Source organism: Pseudomonas allokribbensis (genome assembly GCF_014863605.1).
Taxonomy (GTDB): domain Bacteria; phylum Pseudomonadota; class Gammaproteobacteria; order Pseudomonadales; family Pseudomonadaceae; genus Aquipseudomonas; species Aquipseudomonas allokribbensis.
The window spans coordinates 3,273,880-3,290,312 of the sequence record NZ_CP062252.1 but is presented as its reverse complement, the minus strand read 5'-3'; the positions used below and the strand labels follow the sequence as shown (position 1 = coordinate 3,290,312).

General features: G+C 58.4%; 13 protein-coding genes. 4 read left to right on the top strand and 9 right to left on the bottom strand.

The features are described 5' to 3' along the window. Nucleotides 1–178: 178 nt before the first annotated feature. Genes IF199_RS14940 through ectB form a run of 5 tightly spaced genes read right to left on the bottom strand, consistent with a single transcriptional unit; the run spans nucleotide 179 to nucleotide 4,197 of the window. Nucleotides 179–481 carry a hypothetical protein gene (locus IF199_RS14940; protein ID WP_102619877.1) on the bottom strand — a complete coding sequence of 101 codons (303 nt, stop codon included), beginning with the start codon at nucleotides 479–481 and terminating at the stop codon, nucleotides 179–181. Nucleotides 482–490: 9 nt separating this feature from the next. Beyond that, a complete protein-coding gene (locus tag IF199_RS14935) occupies nucleotides 491–1,165 on the bottom strand; it encodes a LysE family translocator (protein ID WP_244142385.1) in 675 nt (224 codons plus the stop codon). Next, the gene (locus tag IF199_RS14930) at nucleotides 1,165–2,469 is read right to left on the bottom strand and encodes a SidA/IucD/PvdA family monooxygenase (protein WP_096820435.1); all 1,305 of its coding nucleotides are present in this window, start codon (nucleotides 2,467–2,469) and stop codon (nucleotides 1,165–1,167) included. Before IF199_RS14930 ends, IF199_RS14935 begins: the two co-directional genes overlap by 1 nt. Before the next feature lie 10 nt (nucleotides 2,470–2,479). Further along, nucleotides 2,480–2,947 carry a GNAT family N-acetyltransferase gene (locus IF199_RS14925; RefSeq protein WP_192557898.1) on the bottom strand — a complete coding sequence of 156 codons (468 nt, stop codon included), beginning with the start codon at nucleotides 2,945–2,947 and terminating at the stop codon, nucleotides 2,480–2,482. Then, on the bottom strand, nucleotides 2,944–4,197 hold the full coding sequence (gene ectB / locus IF199_RS14920) for a diaminobutyrate--2-oxoglutarate transaminase (protein ID WP_208491910.1): 1,254 nt from the start codon (nucleotides 4,195–4,197) through the stop codon (nucleotides 2,944–2,946). The genes IF199_RS14925 and ectB overlap by 4 nt, the downstream gene beginning before the upstream one ends. Nucleotides 4,198–4,733: 536 nt before the next feature. Here ectB and IF199_RS14915 point away from each other — a divergent pair. Beyond that, a complete protein-coding gene (locus IF199_RS14915) occupies nucleotides 4,734–5,300 on the top strand; it encodes a TetR/AcrR family transcriptional regulator (RefSeq protein WP_096820432.1) in 567 nt (188 codons plus the stop codon). 84 nt (nucleotides 5,301–5,384) lie between these two features. Here IF199_RS14915 and IF199_RS14910 read toward each other — a convergent pair whose 3' ends face one another. Genes IF199_RS14910 through IF199_RS14900 form a run of 3 tightly spaced genes read right to left on the bottom strand, consistent with a single transcriptional unit; the run spans nucleotide 5,385 to nucleotide 11,109 of the window. Then, a complete protein-coding gene (locus tag IF199_RS14910; protein ID WP_192557896.1) occupies nucleotides 5,385–6,788 on the bottom strand; it encodes an efflux transporter outer membrane subunit in 1,404 nt (467 codons plus the stop codon). A gap of 4 nt (nucleotides 6,789–6,792) precedes the next feature. Further along, nucleotides 6,793–9,924 (bottom strand): efflux RND transporter permease subunit, encoded by a 3,132-nt coding sequence (locus tag IF199_RS14905; protein WP_192560896.1) that lies wholly within the window; start codon nucleotides 9,922–9,924, stop codon nucleotides 6,793–6,795. A 27-nt stretch (nucleotides 9,925–9,951) separates the two neighbouring features. Then, the gene (locus IF199_RS14900; protein WP_192560895.1) at nucleotides 9,952–11,109 is read right to left on the bottom strand and encodes a MexC family multidrug efflux RND transporter periplasmic adaptor subunit; all 1,158 of its coding nucleotides are present in this window, start codon (nucleotides 11,107–11,109) and stop codon (nucleotides 9,952–9,954) included. A 118-nt stretch (nucleotides 11,110–11,227) separates the two neighbouring features. Here IF199_RS14900 and IF199_RS14895 point away from each other — a divergent pair, with 118 nt between their 5' ends. Beyond that, complete coding sequence (locus IF199_RS14895; protein WP_192560894.1) at nucleotides 11,228–11,809, top strand: TetR/AcrR family transcriptional regulator; 582 nt, start codon at nucleotides 11,228–11,230, stop codon at nucleotides 11,807–11,809. Here the strand turns inward: IF199_RS14895 and IF199_RS14890 are convergent. Further along, a complete protein-coding gene (locus IF199_RS14890; RefSeq protein ID WP_192560893.1) occupies nucleotides 11,802–12,413 on the bottom strand; it encodes a dTMP kinase in 612 nt (203 codons plus the stop codon). The genes IF199_RS14895 and IF199_RS14890 overlap by 8 nt on opposite strands. 148 nt (nucleotides 12,414–12,561) lie before the next feature. On the opposite strand from IF199_RS14890, the gene IF199_RS14885 reads away from it, so the two are divergent. Both IF199_RS14885 and IF199_RS14880 read left to right on the top strand, forming a co-directional pair. After that, a complete protein-coding gene (locus IF199_RS14885) occupies nucleotides 12,562–13,695 on the top strand; it encodes an aminotransferase class V-fold PLP-dependent enzyme (RefSeq protein WP_192560892.1) in 1,134 nt (377 codons plus the stop codon). A gap of 271 nt (nucleotides 13,696–13,966) precedes the next feature. Continuing rightward, entirely contained in the window at nucleotides 13,967–16,372 is a 2,406-nt protein-coding gene (locus tag IF199_RS14880; RefSeq protein ID WP_192560891.1) for a glucose/quinate/shikimate family membrane-bound PQQ-dependent dehydrogenase, read from the top strand. Nucleotides 16,373–16,433 lie beyond the last annotated feature (61 nt).

The window sequence follows — 16,433 nt, the reverse complement described above, 5'->3', positions numbered from 1 at the left end:
GTCATCGAGTGTTTTTACCGGACCGCGGTTCTTCCAGCTCACTGCGTTCCAAGACTATAGATCAGCTTTAGAGGCTCGTACTTTTTGCCTGCGTTCACACTAAAGCTAAAGAGCAGACCTTTGGTTGTTGGCCCCCTCCTCCTCGCGTATTGCCCGAGACCTTTTTGTAGGTGGCACATCAACACGCCCATTTGAAGTCCTGAAAAGCTCCTGCCGCCGGTAATTCAGCCACAACAGCTTGAACATATCGCCTGGCCGTTTGTAACGAGGCTGCATAGCTGATCCCGGGGCCCAAGGCATCCACGATGGAAAAGACGTCCTCAAGGTCGCAGTCGAGGATCAAAGTGACCGGGACATAATCACTTGTCAGGTTTCGCATCCGACGGTTCAGTGGCAAGCCATCACACGGCAAATCGATCAGCAACCAACTGCGATATTTGAAGCGCACGCTTACATCCTTGAGCATATCGTTCCACTCCATGACCCGACCTCATCGACTGGCAATCAATACTGGAATTGCGTTATTGAGAGAGAACGCCACCAGAAACACGGCCAGGCCTATGTCAATCTGCCGGGTGTATTTGAGAAACAGCGCCTTTATCGGGCCCTGGCCGAAGAGCAACGACACCAGGGAATACCAGATGACTTCGAGGGTTGAGCACAACACGACCACCAGCACCTTTTCGATGTCGGTGCGTGGCGAGGACAGGAAGCCGGCGTAGATGCTGATCATGAAGGCGATCGTCTTCATGTTGCTGATGTTGGTGATGACTCCTACCCGATAAGCCTTACTGAAGCTGGTGACGCCAACAGCGGCGCTTTCGGTGGTGCCAGTATTTTTTGCCAGCACACTTTTGATGATGCTGTAGGCGATGTAGAGCAGGTACGTCGAACCACACAAGGTGGCCACTTTGGAAAAGGCCGGGTACTCATGCAGCAATGCTGCCAGTCCCAAGAGGGAAATGGTCGAGAAGAACACCCCTACAGTGCAGATGCCCAAGGTCGCGCCAAGTCCAGTGGAAACCGAGCCCAGTGAAGAGAATCGACTGACAATGATGAAGTTCGGCCCGGGGCTTATTACCGCCAGTATGTAAATCAACGCCGCTGTGAACATAAAACCTCCTTGTTTGAGCAGCAGTCTTTCCAGACTGCTGCCGGTTGGCATCAAGCCAATGCTTGTACCGGGGCCTCGATCTGAGCCAATTTATTCTCCAGGGCGGAAAGAATGTGTTCCACCCGCAAGGAAATCAGGCTGAACGAGCCCGCATCGCCCAAGCCGTGGGAGCTTTCGCATAACCCATTGAGAAACACCGCGGGCAAGTCATCCAGAGGCGTCAGGCTGTAATCGCGATTGACCACCAGGGCCCCGTGGGCATCGGCGCGAAACTGGCGATGATGAGGCGCGAGCAACGGGGGGTACAGCTCACCGTTTTCCTTGGCCGCAATATCCTTGAAGCCCGTGGCGAGCACCAACGCATCCAGAGCGAGGGTTGAATGCGTCAGCTGATTGACCTCCCTGAGTGCCAGTTGTACCTGGCCCGATGTATCGATGTGCGCCTGCTCGATGGCGATGTTATTGAGGATCTTGATGCGCTGCTTGCCCTGCAGTTTTTCTTCATGGATGCGTACGTACAGCGCGTTGATGACATCTTCATCGGCAGAGCTGTAATTGGTGCCCCGCAATTGCTTGTCCAGCCGCGATTTGGCCTCTGGCGGAAGGTCAAAGTAGTAGTCGATGAATTCCGGGAAGTACACCTTGTCACTGAATGGGCTGGTGTCCTTGAGTCGAAAGCTGAAGCTTCGATGTAACGAATAAACCTCTTTGTCCGGGAACCTGGCAGTCAGATCGAGGACGATCTCCACCGCGCTCTGGCTGGAACCCACCACGCCGATACGCTGCACACTCGGTGGCAGCTTGTTGATGTGCTCCAGATAGTGATTGAGGTGGAACACACGGGGCCCGGTCAGACCTTCGAATACTGCCGGGATATTCGCCGTACGCCCGGTGCCCAGCACCAGGCTGCGCCCATAAACGACTCGTTGATCGTTATAGGTGACCTTCCACACCTGCTCTCCCTTGAACAGAAGCGGTTCAACCTGCTGGACGAACGCCGAAGATTCGACATCGCCGAGAAAATGGCTGGCTACCCATTTGATGTACTCGGCATATTCCCGGCGTAACGGATACGTCAGCGGCAAGTTGAGGTAGTCGAACAGGCGACCGGTTTCTTTCAGGTAATTGACGAAACCATAGCGGCTGCGTGGATTGCGTGGCGTAACCAGATCCCGTAAAGGGTTGTTCTGGATATCCGATCCGCTGAGCAGCATTTCATCCTGCCAGTCTGGCGTCTGCTTGGCATCCAGGAAGCGATAAGTCAGCGCTGATGCTGACTCTTCGAGGCCGATTGCCAACGCAAGGTTGGAGGGGCCGAAGCCAATTCCCACAATATCGAAGACAGTATTTGACATGGAAAAGCTCCTATCCCTGGATTTGCTTTAATGGAAGATGGTAATAGTGATATGCGGTGTTTTCGATAAAGCCAAATCGAGTGTATAGGTTTCGTGCTCGTGGATTATCGTCTGCGCCTTCGATAAATAGTTGTTTGGCGCCTGTTGTCTGCGCAAATGTTTTTGCTGCATTCAATAACGCCAGCCCTACTCCCTTCTTGCGCTTTGACGATTCGACATATAAGTCATTGAGTATCCAGAGGCGCTCCAGTGTGACACTTGAGAAACTGGGGAATAGTTGGGTGAATCCAATGACTTCGTTATTGACCTCAGCAACAACAAAAATTGTTTCGCCCAGAAAAAAGCGCTGTTTAATAAACTCCAGTGAGCGGACCAGATCGGAGACTTCACCATAGAACTGGCGGTATTTGTCCAGCAATGGCGCAATCGCCGCAGCGTCGTCGAGGGACGCATGCCGAGTAATGATTTGATCACTCATGATGCGGTCACCTCGGCAAAGGCTTGCTCCAGTATGTGCAAACCCTGAGTGATCTGCGCGGGGGATATTGTCAGTGCCGGCAGGAACTTGAGCACCTGGTTGTCGATGCCTGAAGTTTCAATGATCAGCCCGCCCGCGTAAGCCTGTGCCGCAACTCTCTGCGCCAGGGACTTGTCCTTGAACTCAATGCCCCGGAAGAACCCGCGCCCTTTGAGGCGATTAGGCGCCTTGCTCGCAAAGTCCCGGGATAACGCCAGCAACCCTTGATGCAGGAGGTCTGCCTTGGCGCTGAGCTCCTGGGTAAAGCGGTTATCGCTCCAATAGTGATCGATAACCGCCTTGCCCGTGACAAATGCCAGGTTGTTGCCGCGAAACGTGCCGTTGTGTTCCCCCGGCTCCCATACATCCAGATGGGGCGCCAATAAAACAAGGGACATGGGCAAGCCATAGCCGCTGATGGATTTGGACAAGGTCACGATATCCGGGGTGACACCCAGGGCCTCAAAGCTGAAGAAGTCCCCTGTGCGGCCGCAGCCTGCCTGTATATCGTCGATGATCAACAGAATGTCATTGTCATGGGCGATACGTTGCACCGCTTGTACCCAGGCGGCCGAAGCGCTGTTCACACCGCCCTCACCCTGCACTGTCTCGAGTACGATGGCCGCTGGCTTATCGATGCCGCTACCGCTGCGCAACATCTTGGACAGGTACAACGAGGTGTCCAGGTCGTCGCCAAAATACTGGTCATACGGCATGAACGTCACGTTGTTCAAGGTGACCCCGGCCCCTGCTCGCTTACGCGGGTTACTGGTCAAGGCGAGGCTGCCCAGGGACATGCCGTGGAACGCATTGGTGAATGCCACGATATTCTGGCGGCCGGTGTACTTGCGGGCCAGTTTGATGGCGGCCTCCACCGCATTGGTACCGGTAGGGCCGGGAAACTGTACTTTGTAGCGCAAGTTGCGACGGGCCAGGATCTGCTCATCGAACGCCGTCAGGAAGTTCTTCTTGGCCGTGGTTTTGAAATCCAGGCCGTGGGTAATGCCATTGCTCTCGATATAGTCGAGCAGCGCAGCTTTCAAAACCGGGTTGTTATGCCCGTAGTTCAGAGCCCCCGCGCCGCTGAAAAAGTCAATGAACACCTGACCTTGTTCACTGGTCAAGGTCGACCCTTCAGCGGTGTGAAAGGTGGCAGTGAAGTCACGACAGTAAGAACGAACGTTAGACTCTTTAAGCTCAAATATATCCAGGGACTGTGGCGTGGCAGGTGCAAGGTGGGGAAGTGAGTAGTTCAGCGTAGCCGTCATGTCAGGTACCGTTTATCAATCCAATTGAATGGACTTCCAACAGGCATAGCGATTTCCCAGTGGCCATGTAGCGAATGCTGAGAGGTCTATCATCCGTGAAGTCCGTGTACAACTTTCATCCGTTGAAACATGACCCGCTCTGTTGGCCAGCAGGAACAATGACGTCTTTCGCTTATTAAACTATCAGTAATTCGTGAACAAGCGACCAACTATAAATTCATATGCTTATTACTGGTTCTGTGAAATGCCCAAACATACAAATCAGTAACCGTGACGAGGCGTTTTTGGTCGACAGAATCGCCCGTCGCCCGTTTCAGGCTTGGGATTGGCGGGAGGCAAGAGCGTTGCGCGGCGGGCCGTGGGCGTTGAGTGAAAATTGTCTCAGATGAAGTAAATTTCTCGATTTTTTTGGTTTTCGTTGCAGTAAAGAGCTTTTCCTGCACAATTCCCGACATTGAAATTCGATCCGAGATTGACTGATGTCCCTGACTCCCCAAGACGAACGACTCATCAAGGCGCTGGCTTTGGCCATCGTTGATCGCCCCCGCGCGACGCTCAAGGAGCTGGCTGAAGCCGCTGGCGTAAGCAAGGCGACGCTGCACCGCTTTTGCGGCACCCGTGACAATCTGGTGCTGATGATGGAAAGCCATGGTGAGACGGTTCTCAACCAGATCACCACCTCGACCGACCTGTTGAATGGCGATCCGGTGCAAGCCCTGCGCGGTTTGGTCAATGAGCATCTGGCACATCGTGAAATGCTGGTTTTCCTGCTCTTTCAGTATCGCCCCGACACCTTCGCGAACACCGATGAAGGCAAACGCTGGCAGTTCTATCTCGATGCCCTCGATGCATTCTTTCTGCGCGGCCAGCAATTGGGTGCGTTCCGTATCGATATCACTGCCGCGGTCTTCACCGAGCTGTTCCTGACCATGATTTTCGCCATGGTCGATGCCGAACGCCGTGGGCGTGCCGCCAGTGCCAACTCAGCCAACGTCGTGGAACAGATGTTCCTGCATGGCGCTGCCAATCCCGCCCGTCCTCAGTAACGTTCCACCAAGCAAAAAAAAGCCCCGTGACCTCTCGGTTCACGGGGCTGAATGGCTGGACGTGCCAACCCAAAGGAGCTGTTGTCAGGACTTTTCTGGCGACCAGCCTCCGCCCAGCGAGCGGAACAGATCGACCAGGGCAATCTGCCGCTGGGTGCTGACCTCGATAAATGCCGTTTCGTTGACGAAGCGGGTGCGCTGGGCATCGAGGTAACGCAGGTGACTGTCGATGCCGCCTTCATAACGCGCCTTGGCCAGTTTCAGCGTTTCGCTGCTGGTGTCGGCCAGCGCGCGTCGGGCCGCCTCTTCCCGGCGCAAGGTGTCGGTGGCGGCCAGTGCATCGGCGACCTCGCGAAACGCCGTCTGAATCGTGCCCTCATAAGCCGCCACCGCCGAGTCCTTACGGGCTTCGGCCAGGCTCAGGCCAGCACTGTTGCGCCCGGCATCGAACAACGGCAGCGACAGGTTCGGCACAAAACTCCAGGACCGCGAACCACCGTCAAACAAACCGGACATTTGCGCACTGGATGTGCCGAAGCTGCCGGTCAGGCTGATGCGCGGAAAGAACGCCGCCCGTGCAGCGCCGATGTCGGCATTGCGCGCCTGCAATCGATGCTCGGCGGCGAGAATGTCCGGTCGGCGCTCGATCAACGTCGAGGTGGTGTCAGGCGCAATGTCCTGAACCAGCATCGGCTCCGTCGACAGCCGTTCAGGAATTGCTTTCGCTGCATCCTTGGTGCCGAGCAACAACACCAGCGCGTTAAAAGCCTGCTGTTTCTGCCGCAGATTGCTTTCCTGTTCGGCGCGCGATTGTTCCACCAGCCCCAATGCTTCCTGATAGTCCAGCGCAGTCGCCGTACCGTTTGATCGGCGCTGGCTGATCAGCGCGAACGAGTACTCGCGGCTGATCAGCGTTTGCTGAGTCAGATCCAGGCGACGCTGGGCGCCATCGTGAATCAGATAAGCCTGACTGACTTCGGCAATCAGGGCGATCTGCGCGGCGCGGGCCGTCTCTTCAGTCGCCAGATACTCTTGCAATGCAGAGTCAGTGAGGCTCTTCACCCGGCCGAACAGATCCAGCTCGTATTCCGGCAGCGACACGCCGACCTGATAGCTGCTGACGACCCCCGCCTGGCCATTGCTGGCCAGATCCGCCGGCAGGCGCTGACGATTGCCGGATGCACCGGCATTCAGGCCCGGCACCCGGTCCGCCCGCTGGATACGGTATTGCGCCCGCGCTTGTTCGATATCCAGAAGTGTCTGGCGTAAAGAGCGGTTGTTGTCCAGCGCGATCACCACCAGGCGACGCAGTTCGGGATCGACGATAAACGTCTGCCAAGCTAGTTGGTTAATCGGACTGCCCTGCTTGGTCGACTCCCCCGCCCAGTGCTCCGCAACCGGCGCAACAGGACGCTCATAAGTCGGTGCCAGCGAGCAACCGCCCAGCAGCATGGCGATCACCAGCGTAGAGAATGCTGAAATACGCATGGAATCACTCCTGAGCCAAAGCGGGTTGTTCGATAGGTGCGGGTTTACTGCGCAACCGCGACAGCACCCAGACAAAACAGATCGGTACGAACAGCACACCCAGCAACGTCGCGCTGAGCATCCCGCCGATCACACCGGTACCGATTGCACGCTGACTCGCCGCCCCTGCCCCGGTGGCCAATGCCAGCGGCACCACACCGAGGATGAACGCCATGGAAGTCATGACAATCGGCCGGAAACGCAGGCGCGCGGCTTCGATGGCGGCGTCTCGCAGGCTGTAGCCCTTCTCCCACAGCTCCTTGGCAAACTCGACGATGAGGATCGCGTTCTTCGCCGCCAGACCGATGATGGTGATCAGGCCCACCTTGAAATACACGTCGTTAGGCATGCCGGCGACCATCACCGCCAGTACCGCACCGATGGCGCCGATCGGCACGATCAGCATGACCGTCAACGGAATCGCCCAGCTCTCGTAGAGCGCCACCAGCAACAGGAACACCACCAGGATCGCCAGCGCGAACAATTGCGTCGCCTGACCGCTGGAGACCTTTTCCTGATACGACAGCCCCGTCCATTCGTAGCTGAAACCTGCCGGCAATTGCGCAGCGATTCGTTCCATTTCCGCCATGGCTTCACCGGTGCTATAGCCCGGTCCGGCGTCACCGACGATGCGGATCGATGGGTAACCGTTGTAACGCACCACTTGCACCGGACCTTCCTCCCAGTGAGTGGTGACGAAGGCGCTGAGCGGCACCAGATCGCCCGCGCTGTTGTGCACGTACAGCTTGAGTACGCTTTCCGGGGTCATCCGATCGCCCTGCTCGGCCTGCACCACCACACGCTGCTGACGGCCAGCGTTGGTGAAGTCGTTGATCACTTCGGAACCGAACGCGGCGGACAACGCACTGCTGATCGACTCGAAACTCACGCCCAGCGTGCGGGCCTTGTCACGGTCGATCACCACCCGCAATTGCGGCGACTCGGCCAGGCCTTCCATCATGGCGTAGAGGATTTTCGGGTTGCCATTGGCCTGACCGAGCACCTGATCACGGGCGGCGAGCAAGGCTTCACGACCCAGGCCGGCACGATCCTGCAGGCGCAGCGCAAAACCACCGGAGTTGCCCAAACCGTCAATCGGTGGCGGCGGCACCGCCATCACGGCGCCGTCGTTGGTCACGGCAAACTGCTCGTTCAGCGCCATGACCTCGGCCATCGCCGATTGATCTTCGCCACGCTGCGACCAGTCCTTGAACACCGGGAACGCCAGTGCCGCGTTATCACCCATCCCGGAGAAGCTGAAACCCGAGACCAGGAACATCGACTGCACCGCATCACGAGACGCGAGATAGCGTTCCAGTTGTTCGCCGGTCGCTTCGGTGCGAGTCCGGGTCGCGCCCGGCGGCAACTGAACGTCGACGATCATGTAGCCCTGGTCTTCCACGGGCACAAACGATTCCGGCAAGCGCAGGTAGAAGTAGCCGAGCATCGCGATAATGCCGACGTACACCAACATCATGCGACCGGCACGCGCGACCAGCCCGCTGTTCAGGATCGAGTAACGCTCAGTGAGTCGGGCAAAGCCACGGTTGAAGGCGCCAAAAAAACCGCGCTTTTCATGGTGTCCTTGCGGAATCGGCTTGAGCAAAGTGGCGCACAGTGCTGGTGTGAACGTCAGCGCGAGGAAACCCGAGAACAGGATCGACACCGCCAGCGAGACCGAGAATTGCTGATAGATCACCCCCACCGAACCGGACATGAACGCCAGCGGCATGAACACCGCCGACAGCACCAGGGTGATACCGATGATCGCACCCGATACCTGCCCCATGGCCTTGATCGTGGCGTCGACCGGCGACAACCCTTCTTCCGCCATGATCCGCTCGACGTTCTCCACCACCACGATGGCGTCGTCCACCAGAATGCCGATGGCAAGCACCATGCCGAACATGGTCATCATGTTCACCGAGAAGCCCAGCAGGTACATCATCACCAGTGTGCCGAGCAGACACACCGGCACCACAATCGACGGAATCAAGGTGTAGCGGATGTTCTGCAGGAACAGGAACATCACCAGGAATACCAGCACCATCGCCTCGATCAGGGTGTGAATCACCTTCTCGATGGCGACATCTACGAAACGCGACGTGTCGTAGGGAACGGAATATTCCACGTCGTCCGGGAAGTACGTCGACAGTTCGGCCAGGCGTTCTTTTACGGCCGTTGCGGTCTGGATTGCGTTGGCGCCGGGCGACAACTGGATCGCCGCTGCCACGGCGGGTTTGCCGTTCAGACGCGAGTTGAAGTTGTAACTCTCCTGACCGATCTCCACTCGGGCGACGTCGCCCAGTTTGACCGTCGAGCCGTCCTCGTTGGCGCGCAGAACGATGCGTGCGAATTCTTGCGGATTGTCCAGAGTGCCTTTCACTGCCAGCGTGGCGGTCAGTTCCTGTTGGCTGCTGGTTGGCGTGCTGCCGAAACTGCCGGCCGGCACCTGCACGTTTTGCCCGCGAATCGCGGTGCTCACGTCGTCGATGGACAGCCCATAACCCACCAGTTTCTGCGGGTCGAGCCAGATGCGCATCGCGGCTTCAGAGGAGAAGAATTGCAGCTTGCCGACGCCTGGCACCCGACGTAGTTCGTTGTTGATGTTGCGCGCGGCGTAGTCGCCCAGCGCAGTCGTCTCGGTGTGCTGGGAACCTTCCTTATAGTTGAGCGCATAGATCAGCAGGAAACCGGCACTGGCCTGCTCCACCTCCAGGCCTTGGGTGAGTACCGCTTGCGGCATGCGCGACTCAGCCTTTTTCAGGCGGTTCTGCACGTCGACCTGGGCAAGCTGCGGGTCAGTACCTGGCTGGAACGTCACCGCAATTTCGGCGATGCCGTTGGAGTTGTTGGTCGACTCGAAATACAGCAGGTTCTTGGCACCGTTGAGCGACTCTTCAATCACGCTGGTGACCGAGTCCACCAGCACTTTCGCCGAGGCGCCGGGATAGGTCGCCGTCACCTTGATCTGCGGCGGCGCAACGTCGGGATACTGCGCCACCGGCAGCATCGGAATGACCAGCAGGCCGGCCAGAGAGATGAACAACGCCACCACCCAGGCAAAGTTCGGGCGTTTGATGAAAAACTTGGACATCAGGAAATCCTCGCGGCGACGGCGCCCTTACTGTTTCGACTCAGACGACTGAGCCACGGCCTGAGACTGACCCGGTACGACCTTGGCCCCCGGTTGCAGACCGGCAAGGCCACCAACGATCACTTGATCGCCGGCCTTCAAGCCTTCACTGATCTGCCAGCGCGATCCCTGCATGGCACCGGTGACCACACTGCGCGCTTCGACCCGCTCGTCTGCGCCGACTACCATCACCTGAGCAGAACCATCGCTGCCCCGTTGCACAGAGCGTTGCGGTACGAGAATGGCCTGGCTGTCAGTGCCCTGTGGCGTACGCACACGGACATACATGCCCGGCAACAGCACGCCGTCGGTATTGGCGAACTTGCCGCGCAACGACACCTGCCCCGTGCCGCGATCCACGGCGACATCGGTAAACATCAGCGCACCCTGACGCTCGTATTGGGTGCCATCGACGCGAATCGACAGTGCCTTGTTGTCGTCGGCGGAGAGTTTTCCGTCCTTGAGCGACTCGCGCAGACGCAGTGCATCGGCGGCCGACTGAGTAAAGTCGACATACACCGGATCCAGTTGCTGAATCCGCGCCATCAACGTCGCGTCCCCCTGCCCGACCAAGGCCCCTTCCGTGACCAGTGCACGGCCGACACGACCGGAAATCGGCGCAGTCACCGAGGCATAACCGAGGTTCAACCGGGCGCTTTGCAGATCGGCCTGGGCCGAACGGGTGGCTGCCTGAGCGCTGCGCAGGTCAGCCATGGCGCTGTCAAAATCCTGTTGGCTGACCGCCTCGATCTTCACCAACGGTTCATAGCGCTTGACCCGCGCCTGCGCCTCAAGCGCAACAGACTGAGCGCGAGCCAGCTCACCTTCGGCCCGGGACAGCGCTGCTTTGAGCGGTGCCGGATCGATCTGGAACAACAGATCCCCGGCTTTGACATCAGCGCCCTCTTCAAAACGCTTCTGCATCACGATGCCCGGCACCCGAGCGCGCACTTCCGCAACGCGCATCGGCTCCACCCTGCCCGGCAGCTCCGACGTCAGCGCCAAAGGCTCGGTCTTCACGGCCACCACTTCTACCGGGCGCGCCACTTCCACCACCGCGGCTTGTTCACTCGCCGGTCCACACCCGGCCAACGCAATGGCGACTGCCAGCGATCCCGCCATCCCTACCGCACGCAAATTGCCCATAACTCACCCAAGGCTTGATCGAATTTGGCGCGAATGCTGCGTTTCAAATCTTAATGAGTCAATAATGTCTCATGTGAGTATTTTGTGAATCTTATATGAACACCGCTCAAGGCCTCTGATGAACTCGATTTCCCATGATGAGCAGATGCTCAAGTCGCTGACCCTGGCCGTGGCCAACCGGCCGCGGGCGACGATGAAGGAACTGGCGCAACTGGCTGGCGTGAGCAAGGCCACCCTGCACCGCTACTGCGGAACACGGGAAAACCTGACCGCCAAACTGGAGGAGCACGCCGAGGGCACGTTAAAGCTGATCATCGACAACGCCGGCCTGCGGCACCTGGAACCGCTGGAGGCGCTGCGCCGATTGATTCGTGAACACCTCGCCCACCGCGAGTTGCTGGCCTTTCTGATGGCGCAATATCGCCCCGACTTCCTCGACCTGGAACAGGGGGGCAGACGCTGGCTGTTTTATCTGGAGGCGCTGGACGGGTTCTTTTTGCGAGGCCAGCAGGCAGGGTTGTTTCGCATCGATATCACCGCAGCGATCTTTACCGAGCTGTTCATATCGCTGGTTTACGGGCTGGTGGATGCCGAACTGCGCGGGCGCGCGGCTCATGCGGATTCGGCGCGGACGCTTGAGCGGATGTTTCTGAATGGGGTGTTGGCTGCTCGTCTACCTGCGCCTTTCTTGATCAGCTAATCAATTTATAAATCTCGGAAACCACCTGCATCGTAGCGTCTTCGATCGTTCCTTCATTACGGCACAAAGCCCAGCCATGATCGGCAGCCGCTTGCTCGAACGTCTCTGTACACGCGACATGCTCAGCGTGCTTCTGGATCACAGTTCCGCCCAGTCCTCTGGATCGTGCCTTTGCCCTGGCCCATGAAATATCCGGCGCGGTGACGACGCCGACATGCAGGTCAGGCACCTGCACGTTTCGTTCGATGTTCAACTGGAGAATCTCTGCAAACGGGACGGTTTGGCGAAACGCGGCGTCAGACGGATACCAGCGATCGATCAAGATAATGCTGCCCACCGGCTGTTCAGTCAGCACGTGCCGGGAGATCCAGCTACGGCTATCCGCAAAGCGCTGACACACAGCCCACTCCAGATCCCAGGAATGATTTCTGGCAAGTTCGTTAACGAGGGCCATGGTGGCACCCCGGTAGGGATCGCTTTTTCTCTCGCAAAGTCGGATGACTTTCTTGTTGTCGGCCCTCAGTACTGCCGTAACGGCTTCCAGTAATGTGGTTTTGCCGGTTCCTTTTGGCCCATCCAGAGAAATAAACAGCGGACGATTCATTTTTCACACAACGATTGAGGCATTGATGACCACTCTATCCTCATTTCTGCAATTCAATCAGCTCATCCCTGCCCTTTGCCTAAACTTGCTTCCCGATGATGTTCGCCAGACCTTTTGACTGCCAGGGAATCACTTAAGGAGTCACCCCATGTCACAGCTATACCCCGGAATCGATCCTGAAGGGCTTGTCGAGTACTCGGTGGTCTACACCGACCGCTCGCTCAACCACATGTCACAGTCCTTTCAAGCAGTGATGAGGAACATTTCCCAGACCCTGAAACAGGTCTACAACGCCGAGGCGGTTGCGGTGGTTCCGGGCAGCGGCACATTCGGCATGGAAGCGGTGGCGCGACAGTTCGCCACCGGCCAGCAATGTCTGGTGATACGCAACGGCTGGTTCAGTTATCGCTGGAGCCAGATCCTTGAGACGGGCAACATCCCGGCGGCCACTACGGTACTGAAAGCCCGACCGGTCGAAACGGGTCGCCAGGCGGCCTACGCCCCGCCCCCTCTGGACGAAGTGCTGGCAGCCATTGCGGCGCAGAAGCCGCAGATTGTCTTCGCCCCCCACGTTGAAACTTCATCAGGGATTATCCTGCCCGACGAGTACCTGCGGGCCGTCGGCGACGCCGTGCATGCAGTGGGTGGCCTGTTCGTCCTGGACTGCATCGCTTCCGGCACGCTTTGGGTTGATATGCACAAATGCGCCGTCGACCTGCTGATCAGCGCACCGCAAAAAGGCTGGAGCGCCTCCCCTTGCTGCGCTCTGGTGATGTTCAGTTCTTTGGCCCTCGAGCGCATCGAGCAAACGCAAAGCAGCAGCTTCGCCTGCGACCTGAAAAAGTGGCTGCAAATTATGCAGGCCTACGAACAGGGCGGACATGCCTACCACGCGACCATGCCCAGCGATTCTCTCGCGCGGTTCAACGACGTAATGAAAGAGACGCAAGCCTACGGTTTCGAAAGGGTCCGCGACGACCAGCAGGTTCTGGGCGATCGGGTGCGCGCAATGTTGACCGGCAAAGGCTTCAAAAGCGTGGCCGCAGTCGGCTTTCAGGCCCCAGGCGTCGTGGTGAGCTACACCGATGATCCCGATATCAAAAACGGTAAGAAATTTGCCAACCACGGCCTGCAGATCGCCGCCGGGGTGCCGTTGCAATGCGACGAACCGGCCGACTTCCAGACCTTCCGTATCGGTCTGTTCGGACTCGAAAAACTGCACAACATCGAGCGGACGGTCAGCACCCTCGAGCAGGCACTGGATGAGGTGATGGTTAGCTAAGCCCTTATCTCGCCCGCAGCAAATACTGTTCCCGCCGATTCTGTTCGGCGGGAACCACCAAGCCGTGATCAACCTGTCAAAAATTCCATATCCGCTGGCAAAAATCCGACTTTCCTGGCGTTCCAATAACCACTGAAGATCCGCGTGGACGCGCCCGGCGTCTTTCCGAAACGCCATTGAGCGCCAAATCACTCTTCATTCTGAATTAGTGATTTAACTAGGTAGTTACCTATCTATATACTGCACGTCTCATTTCAACGGGACATTCAACGTGAAGCAGAGTCAACGCCTCTCGGGCATATCAACATTCATTCTGGTGGGGTTGGGCGTGATCATCGCCCTGCTCGGCCTGGCACTGGCCGCTGGCGGTGTGAAATTGGTCAGCCTGGGAGGCTCCTGGTACTTCCTGGTGGGTGGTTTGGTCATGGCCATTTCCGGCCTGCTGATCGCACGTCGCAAGCCTGCCGGTGCGTGGCTTTTCGCCGCGTTTCTGCTGGGAACGGCAATCTGGGCCGTGAGCGACGCAGGCCTGGTGTTCTGGCCGGTGTTCTCTCGTCTGTTCATGTTCAGCGCCGTGGGCCTGGCGGTCGCGCTGGTCTACCCGATGCTCAAACGCGCCAATGGTGGCGTTCCGGGACGTGGCGCGTACGGCGTTGCCGCTGTTCTGGCGGTCGGCCTGGCCGTAGCGGCCGGCAACATGTTCGTGGCGCACCCGACGGTCGCCCCTACCGGCACCGGCCCGGGCCTCACTCCGGTCGAACCGGAAAAGGCGCAGAAAGACTGGGCGCACTACGGTAATACCGAAGGTGGTAGCCGCTTCGCTGCGCTGGACCAGATCAACCGCACCAACGTCGACAAGTTGAAAGTCGCCTGGACCTACCACACCGGCGACATCGCCGAGAGTGACGGCAATGGCGCTGAAGACCAGCTCACCCCGCTGCAGATCGGCAACAAGGTGTTCATCTGCACCCCGCACAACAGCCTGATCGCACTGGATGCCGACACCGGTAAGGAACTCTGGAAAAACGCCATCAACGCCCAGTCGAAAGTCTGGCAGCGCTGCCGTGGCATGGCGTATTTCGATGCGAGCGCCGCTGTCGCCAAACCAGCCAGCTCGCCTGTGACCGATACCCCGGCCGCTCCCGCCGCCAACTGCACACGCCGTCTGCTGACCAACACCATCGACGCACGTCTGATCGCTGTCGATGCCGACACCGGCGAGTTCTGCCAGGGTTTCGGCAACAACGGCCAGGTTGATCTGAAGGCCGGTCTGGGTGATGTTCCGGACAGCTACTATCAACTCTCCTCCGCGCCACTGATGGCCGGCACCACCGTCGTCGTTGGCGGTCGCGTGGCCGACAATGTGCAGACCGACATGCCAGGCGGCGTGATCCGTGGTTTCGATGTGATCACCGGCGCCATGCGCTGGGCGTTCGACCCGGGTAACCCGCAGGATAAAAAGGCGCCGGCCGATGGCAAAACCTATGTTCGCAGCACGCCGAACAGCTGGGCGCCAATGTCCTATGACCCGGCAACCAACACTGTCTTCCTGCCGATGGGCAGCTCTTCCACCGACATCTACGGCGTGGAACGCAGCAAACTCGACCACACCTACGGCGCATCGATCCTGGCGCTGGACGCCAACAGCGGCGAAGAAAAGTGGGTCTACCAGACCGTGCACAACGATCTGTGGGACTTCGACCTGCCGATGCAACCAAGCCTGATCGACTTCACCAAGGACGGCAAAACCGTGCCGGCGCTGGTGATCGGCACCAAGGCCGGGCAGATCTACGTGCTGGATCGCGCCACCGGCAAACCACTGACCGAAGTAAAAGAAGTACCAGTCAAGGCTTCGAACATTCCGAACGAACCTTACTCGCCAACCCAGCCAAAATCGGTGGGCATGCCGCAGATCGGTGCCCAGCACCTGACCGAATCGGACATGTGGGGCGCCACGCCATACGACCAGTTGCTGTGCCGGATCGACTTCAAGTCGATGCGTTACGACGGTCTGTACACCGCGCCGGGCACTGACAAGTCCCTGAGCTTCCCGGGTTCGCTGGGCGGCATGAACTGGGGCAGCATTTCCACTGACCCGGTGCACGGTTTCATCTTCGTCAACGACATGCGTCTGGGTCTGTGGATTCAGATGATCCCTTCGCAGAACACAGGCAAGGCAACCTCCGGTGGCGAAGCGCTGAACACCGGCATGGGCGCCGTTCCACTGAAAGGCACGCCTTACGCGGTGAACAAGAACCGCTTCCTGTCGGTGGCTGGTATTCCGTGCCAGGCGCCGCCGTTCGGCACGCTGACTGCGATCGACATGAAGACCCAAAAAGTCGCCTGGCAGGTTCCGGTCGGCACCGTTGAAGACACCGGTCCCCTGGGCATCCGCATGCATATGCCGATCAAGATCGGTCTGCCAACCCTGGGCGGCACCCTGTCGACTCAAGGTGGCCTGATCTTCATCGCTGGCACCCAGGATTTCTACCTGCGCGCCTTCAACAGCGGCAACGGTGAAGAAATCTGGAAAGCACGTCTGCCGGTCGGCAGTCAGGGCGGCCCGATGACGTATGTGTCGCCGAAAACCGGCAAGCAATACGTGGTCATCACCGCTGGTGGCGCTCGTCAATCGACCGATCGCGGTGACTACGTAATGGCTTACGCCCTGCCGTAAACCGCTGTGCCCTCCTTCACTTCACTTGTGCGCGACACCTTCGGGTGTCGCGTCGTTTCAT